The sequence below is a fragment of the uncultured Phenylobacterium sp. genome, assembly GCF_902826855.1.
In the GTDB taxonomy this organism is placed as follows: Bacteria; Pseudomonadota; Alphaproteobacteria; order Caulobacterales; family Caulobacteraceae; genus Phenylobacterium.
Genome location: NZ_CADEGK010000242.1, coordinates 1 through 6,270, shown reverse-complemented (window position 1 = coordinate 6,270; position 6,270 = coordinate 1). Strand labels below are relative to the sequence as shown.

The window sequence follows — 6,270 nt, the reverse complement described above, 5'->3', positions numbered from 1 at the left end:
GAAAATGCTGTGAACCGGTTCCAGCGCAGCTTCTGAGCAGCACAGTCATATTCGTTCAGCGCACGGACGTAGCCCGGCTGGGCCGGGGCTTCGCCTAGGATGTTGCGCTGCACAGTGACCGTCCACATGCGGCGGACAGGACTGCCAGGCAAAGTCTCGATGCTGGCTGGATCGACGATTGTCCAGGCGTCGGGTCCAGCGGACAACACATAGAAGCTACCCGCCTCGGCCGCCGTCCCGAGAAGGCTGACGCCGGCCGCCAAGGCGGGGTAGAGACAGGCGAGGCTTCCACGACGCATTGCCAATGCTTAACCCGCAATGGGTCAACGCGCCAAGAGAGCGGAGCCCCGACCGACGGCGTCAGCCGGGGCGCCGTCGCGACAAGCTTGCGTGCCGCCTCGGAACGCGTTTGATCGAGCCTCGCACGCGCCACCCGTATGGCGCATCGCTCCGGAGAGACCCATGCGCGCCGTCGTCCTCGAGTCTGCCTATGGCATCGACAACCTCAAGGTCATCGAAAAGCCGGACCCGACGCCGGGCCCGGGCCAGATCGTTGTCGACGTCAAGGCCGCCACGCTGAACTACCGCGACCTGGCGACGATCACGGCGCCTTCAGGCCGCACCCCGTTCGTGCCCTGCTCCGACGGCGGCGGCGTGGTCTCCGCGATCGGCGAAGGCGTGAGCCGCGTGAAGGTCGGCGACCACGTCGCCTCCCTATTCTTCCAGGGCTGGCTGGCCGGCGAGCCGACACCGCAAGCCTTGGGCACTGCGCTCGGCGGCGTGCTGGACGGCGTGCTGCAGGAGAAGGTGCTGCTGAGCGAACAGGGCGTCACCCCCGCCCCGGCCGGCTACACCGACGAGGAGGCCGCCACCCTGCCCTGCGCGGCGCTCACCGCCTGGCGCGGCCTGGTGGTGCAGGGCCAGGTGAAGTCCGGCGACGTGGTGGTGGTCCAGGGCACCGGCGGCGTCTCCATCTTCGCCCTCCAGTTCGCCAAGGCGGCCGGCGCGACGGTCATCGTGACCTCCTCGTCCGACGAGAAGCTGGAGCGCGCCAAGGCGCTGGGGGCCGACCATTTCATCAACTACAAATCCACGCCTGATTGGGCCAAGGAAGTGCGCAGGATCACCGGCAATCGCGGCGCCGACCACATCATCGAAGTCGGCGGCGCCGGCACCTTCGAGCAATCCCTTCGTGCTGTCCGGCTGGGCGGCAAGATCGCGGTGATCGGAGTCCTTGGCGGCTTCGTGAAGGATCTGAACGTCGCGGCCATCTTCGGTTCGAACGCCCTCATCCACGGCGTCACCGTCGGCAGCCGCGAGCACTTCGAAAGCATGACGCGCGCCATCGAGGCCAACGGCATCAAGCCCGTGATCGACAAGCGCTTCTCGCTCGACGAGTCGCAGGAAGCGTTCAAGAGCATGCAAGCCGGCGCGCACTTCGGGAAGATCGTGGTCACCACCTAACCGGGGGAGACGGCGGCATGGCCAGCCCCCAACGCGCCGGCCAACCCCCAACCGGGTCAGCGCGACGGCGTGGCCTGATGCTGGTCAATCCGAATGCGCGGCGCGGCCAGCAGGCTCTCGAGGTGATCGACCGCCTCGCCGCCGGCGGCGTTGACGTCACGGTCGAGCGCTTTTCGAATCCGTCGGAGGTCGCCGCCGACATCGTCAAGCGCGCCGCCGGTACGGATCTGGTGATCGTCTGCGGGGGCGACGGCACGGTGGCAGCGGCCGCCCCCGGTCTGCTGCAGACCGGGCTGCCGATGGGGATATTGCCGCTCGGCACCGCCAACGACCTTGCCCGCACCCTGCGGCTGCCCCTCGACCTGGCGGCGGCCGCGGAGGTGATCGTCCAAGGCCACACGGAACGCATCGACATGGGCGAGGTGAACGGCCATCCGTTCTTTAACGTCGCGAGCCTGGGGCTGAGCGCGGACCTGGCGCGCGGCCTCACGCGGGAGAGCAAGCGACGATGGGGCCGCCTCGCCTACGCCATCCGCGCCCTGCAGGTGCTCTTCGCCGCCCGCCCCTTCCACGCCGAAGTCATCAACCGCCAGGAGCGGATCGACGTGCGGACCCTGCAGATCGCCGTCGGTAACGGCCGCCACTATGGGGGCGGCTCGGTGATCCATGAACACGCCAGCATCGTGGACGGCCACCTCGACCTCTACAGTCTCGACCCGGGGTCCGTTTGGAAGCTGGCCCTGATGTTCGATACCTTCCGGCGCGGGCGCCACGGCGTCTGGGCGGAGGTCCAGACCTCCAAGTGCGTCGAGTTCGACGTCCGCACACGCCGGCCCCGGTCCGTCAACGCCGATGGCGACATCGTCACCCAGACACCCGCGCACTTCGTCGTGCGCCCGGCCGCTATCGAGGTCTTCATCCCCAGGCCATCGCCCGCCTGAGTCGGAGGCGCTACCCGCCCCCGATCTTCGGAATGAGGCAGACCTCGCTGTCCGGCCGGATCGGCGAGAACCACGCGTCCTGATGGATCTCGCCGTCGATCGCGAAGGCCATCCGCTTGTCCACGAACGCGCCCAAGCCCGGAAACCGGGCGTCGAGCGACGCGATCAGATCGCGCACCGTCGCGCCCTCGACCTCGAACTCAGAGGCGCCGCCGGTAAAGGGCCAGCACTCGCTCCCGGCGATCACCCGGGCCATGGTCAGCCAGCCTTGGCGTCCAACGCAGCCAGCACCTTCGGGGGCGAGAGCGGCAGATTCGGCATCCGCACGCCGATGGCGGCGCTGACCGCGTTGGCCACGGCCGCCAGAGGCGGCACGATCGGCACCTCGCCGACGCCCTTCGCCCCGAACGGATGCCGCGGGTTGGGCGCGGTCTCGACCAGGATGGCGTCCAGCATCGGCAGGTCCGAGGCCACCGGCATGCGGTAGTCAAGGAAGCCCGCGTTCTCCATTCGGCCGTCGGCGTCGAAGACATACTCCTCGTTCAGCGCCCAGCCGACACCCTGCGCCACGCCGCCCTGCACCTGGCCTTCGACGTAGCTCGGATGGATCGCCTTGCCGACGTCCTGGGAGGCCGTGTAGCGCAGCACGCTCACGACGCCGGTCTCAGGATCGACCTCCACGTCGCAGAGATGGGCGGCGAAGCCCGGTCCCGGCCCCTGGGCGTTGATCGCTGCCTGCGCCGAGATCGGACCGCCCGTGCGAGCGGACTGCGCCGCCAGCGCCTCAATGGTGAGGGGCTTCTTGTCGGCCTTGGCGGGATCGAGGCAGACGGCCTGGCCGCCCTGCCAGACCACTTGGTCGGCGGCCACGTCCCAGAGCTTGGCGGCGCGGCCACGCAGGTCGGCGACGACCTTCTCGGCCGCCTGCACCACGGCCATGCCGGTGGCGAAGGTCACCCGGCTGCCCCCGGTCAGCATCGAGTAGCCGATGGCGTTGGTGTCGGCGATCATCGGCCGGACCTTCTCGATGGGCAGGCCCAGCGTCTCGGCGGCCATCATCGCCATCGAGGCCCGGCTGCCGCCGATGTCCGGATTGCCCGTCACCACGACCGCACTGCCGTCCTCGCCGATGTGGACGGCTGCTGTACTCTCGCCGCCGACGTTGAACCAGAAGCCCACCGCAAACCCACGCCCCTGGTTGGGACCGAGGGGCGTGTTCCAGTGTGCGCTGTCCTTGATGACCTTCAGGGTGTCGACGTAAGCGATGTTCTGGAACGTCGGGCCATAGGAGGCCTTGGTTCCGTCCCGAACGGCGTTCTTTTCGCGGATGGCGATCGCATCCAGGCCCAGCTTCTGAGCCAGCTCGTCGACCGCGCTTTCGACGCCGAAGGCAGAGATCGGCGCGCCAGGCGCCCGATAGGCGGCCGTCTTGGGCGTGTTGGTGACGACGTCCCAGCCGACGATCGAGAAATTCGGGATGTCGTAGCAGGCGAGCGCCGTCATGGCGGCCGTGCCGACAGGCGAGCCTGGGAAGGCGCCGGCCTGGAACTTCAGCTCGACCTCGGCGGCGACGATCGTGCCGTCCTTCTTCGCGCCGAGCTTGACCTCGATCACGCCGCCGGAGGTCGGTCCCGTCGCGCGGAACACCTCTTCGCGGCTCATCACCATTTTCACGGGGTGGCCGCTGGCGCGGGACAGCGCCAGCGCCAGGGGTTCGAGGTAGACCGTGGTCTTGCCACCGAAGCCGCCGCCGATCTCGGCGGGGGTCACCCGGATATCGGATGTCTCGAGGCCGAGGACCTTGGCGCAGTAGCTCCGGATGGTGAATTGCCCCTGGCTGGAGCACCAGACGTCGCAGCGCCCGTCTTCACCCCAAGCGGCCACGCAGGCATGGGGCTCGATATAGCCTTGGTGCGTCGCCTTGGTGTCGTAGCGACGCTCGACCACGACGTCGGCCGCGGCGAAGCCTTCGGCCAGGTCGCCGCGCACGAAGCGGTGCTTGCGCGCGATGTTCGAGGCCTGCGCGGGCCGCGCCTCGAGGCCCTCGGTGAAGAGGTGATCGTGCAGGAGAGGCGCGCCAGGCGCCATCGCCTCCTCCACGTCGGTGACGTGCGGCAGGACCTCATAGGTCACCTTGATGCGCGCCAGCGCCTCCTCGGCGATGTCGCCCGACACCGCGGCGACCGCGGCGACCGCGTGGCCGTGGTAGAGCACCTTGTGCCGCGCCATCACGTTCAGCGACAGGTCGCGGATGTCCGACGAGGCCTCGCTGCCCTCCACCATCTCGGAGGCGAGGTCCGGGAAGTCCGCGGCCGTGACGATCGCCTTCACGCCCGGCAGAGCCTTGGCCTTGCTGGTGTCGATGGAAACGATGCGAGCGTGCGCGTGCGGGCTGCGCAGTACGCGGCCGACCAACTGGCCGGGCATATGGAAGTCCGCGCCAAAGGCGGCGCGGCCTGTGACCTTGTCGGCTCCGTCCGGACGGATGGGCCGGGTGCCGACGATCGTCAGCGGCGCCTTGGCGGCAGGCTTGTCCAGCGTCTCGCTCATGCGACTCTCTCCTGACGAAGCTCGGCGGCGGCGTCCATCACCGCGCGGATGATCTTGTCGTAGCCGGTGCAGCGGCAGAGGTTGCCCGCCAGCCAGTACCGGGCTTCGGTCTCGGTGGGATCCGGATTGGCGTCCAGCAGCGCCTTCGACGCCATGAGGATGCCGGGGGTGCAGAACCCGCATTGCAGGGCCGCATGCTCCAGGAACTTCTGCTGCAGCGGATGCAGCTGGCCGCCCTGCGCCAGGCCCTCGATCGTCTCGATGCGGCGGCCCTCCGCTTCCGGCGCCAGCATCAGGCACGAACAGACGATACGTCCGTCCACGATGACGCTGCAGGCGCCGCAGTCACCCGAGCCACAGCCCTCCTTCGTCCCCGTGAGGCCCAGCTCATCGCGCAGGGCGTCCATCAGGGTCACGCCGGGGCCCGCCAGGAATTCGGCGGAATCGCCGTTCACCGTCGTGGTCACATGGATCTTGCTCACCGCTCGCCTCCTGCACGTTGGAAGGCGATCAGCGCCGCCCGTCTGGCCAGGACGCCGGCGAGCCGGGTCCGGTATTCTACTGTTCCGCGCTTGTCGCTGATCGGCTGGCAGGCCGCCCGGGCCGCCGCTTCCAACTTGGCAAGCGCCGCATCGTCCAGTCGCCCGCCGACCAGGGCCGCGCCGGCGGCCTCGACCAGGCGCACAGTCGGAGCCACGGCTCCGAGCGCCACACGGGCCGCGGACACCCTGCCCGCGTCATCCAGGACGATGTTCACACCGGCCCCCACCACGGCAATGTCCATTTCCGTTCTCGGGATCAGGCGCAGGTAGGCGTCGCTCGCCCGCTTCGGGCGCGGCGGCAGCCGGAACTCCAGGACAAACTCGCCGGGCGCAAGCGAGGTCTGGCCGGGGCCAGTCGGGATGGCCTCCACAGGGACCTCGCGACGCCCGTTGGGCCCCACGATCACACACGTCGCCTGCGCCGCAACCAGCGCCGGGACGCCGTCCGCGGCCGGGGAGGCGTTGCAGAGGTTGCCGCCCAGGCTGGCCCGGCCCTGCACCTGCGTCGACCCGATCAGGGTTGCCCCTTCGACCACGCCCGGCCAGGCGCGAACCAGGGCGGCGTGCTCGCCCAGCACCGCGCCGCAGGTCGCGGCGCCGATGATGAATCCACCGGCCTCCTCGCGAACGCCCACCGCGGCGACGACCGCCTTCAGGTCGACGATGACGTCGGGCCGCGCCCGGCCTGCGCGCAGCTGCACCAGAAGATCCGTGCCGCCCGAGAGGGGCCGGGCGCCCGGCCCCGCCAGCGCGGTCGCGGCCGCCTCGGGGCT

At 69.7% G+C, this 6,270-nt stretch carries 7 protein-coding genes; 2 read left to right on the top strand and 5 right to left on the bottom strand.

Going from position 1 to position 6,270, the window contains the following annotated elements; genetic code table 11:
* On the bottom strand, window positions 1-299 hold a 299-nt coding region (locus QZV94_RS22115), incomplete at its 3' end, for a hypothetical protein (protein ID WP_293682050.1).
* 163 nt (window positions 300-462) lie between these two features.
* On the opposite strand from QZV94_RS22115, the gene QZV94_RS22110 reads away from it, so the two are divergent.
* A complete protein-coding gene (locus tag QZV94_RS22110) occupies window positions 463-1,464 on the top strand; it encodes an NAD(P)-dependent alcohol dehydrogenase (protein ID WP_293682047.1) in 1,002 nt (333 codons plus the stop codon).
* Between the two features lie 17 nt (window positions 1,465-1,481).
* The gene (locus tag QZV94_RS22105; protein WP_293682044.1) at window positions 1,482-2,405 is read left to right on the top strand and encodes a lipid kinase; all 924 of its coding nucleotides are present in this window, start codon (window positions 1,482-1,484) and stop codon (window positions 2,403-2,405) included.
* A 10-nt stretch (window positions 2,406-2,415) separates the two neighbouring features.
* Here the strand turns inward: QZV94_RS22105 and QZV94_RS22100 are convergent, their stop codons facing one another.
* The 4 genes from QZV94_RS22100 to QZV94_RS22085 all read right to left on the bottom strand — a co-directional run.
* A complete protein-coding gene (locus QZV94_RS22100) occupies window positions 2,416-2,661 on the bottom strand; it encodes a MoaD/ThiS family protein (protein WP_293682042.1) in 246 nt (81 codons plus the stop codon).
* Window positions 2,662-2,663: 2 nt separating this feature from the next.
* Complete coding sequence (locus tag QZV94_RS22095; RefSeq protein WP_293682040.1) at window positions 2,664-4,955, bottom strand: xanthine dehydrogenase family protein molybdopterin-binding subunit; 2,292 nt, start codon at window positions 4,953-4,955, stop codon at window positions 2,664-2,666.
* A complete protein-coding gene (locus QZV94_RS22090; RefSeq protein WP_293682037.1) occupies window positions 4,952-5,437 on the bottom strand; it encodes a (2Fe-2S)-binding protein in 486 nt (161 codons plus the stop codon). Before QZV94_RS22090 ends, QZV94_RS22095 begins: the two co-directional genes overlap by 4 nt.
* The coding region (locus tag QZV94_RS22085) for a xanthine dehydrogenase family protein subunit M (RefSeq protein WP_293682034.1) at window positions 5,434-6,270 on the bottom strand (837 nt) is incomplete at its 5' end. The genes QZV94_RS22090 and QZV94_RS22085, both read right to left, overlap by 4 nt.

Coding starts and splice junctions, on each gene's coding strand:
- QZV94_RS22095 (WP_293682040.1), bottom strand. CDS start 4,955: ATGAGCGAGACGCTGGACAAGCCTGCCGCCAAGGCGCCGCTGACGATC.
- QZV94_RS22100 (WP_293682042.1), bottom strand. CDS start 2,661: ATGGCCCGGGTGATCGCCGGGAGCGAGTGCTGGCCCTTTACCGGCGGC.
- QZV94_RS22110 (WP_293682047.1), top strand. CDS start 463: ATGCGCGCCGTCGTCCTCGAGTCTGCCTATGGCATCGACAACCTCAAG.
- QZV94_RS22105 (WP_293682044.1), top strand. CDS start 1,482: ATGGCCAGCCCCCAACGCGCCGGCCAACCCCCAACCGGGTCAGCGCGA.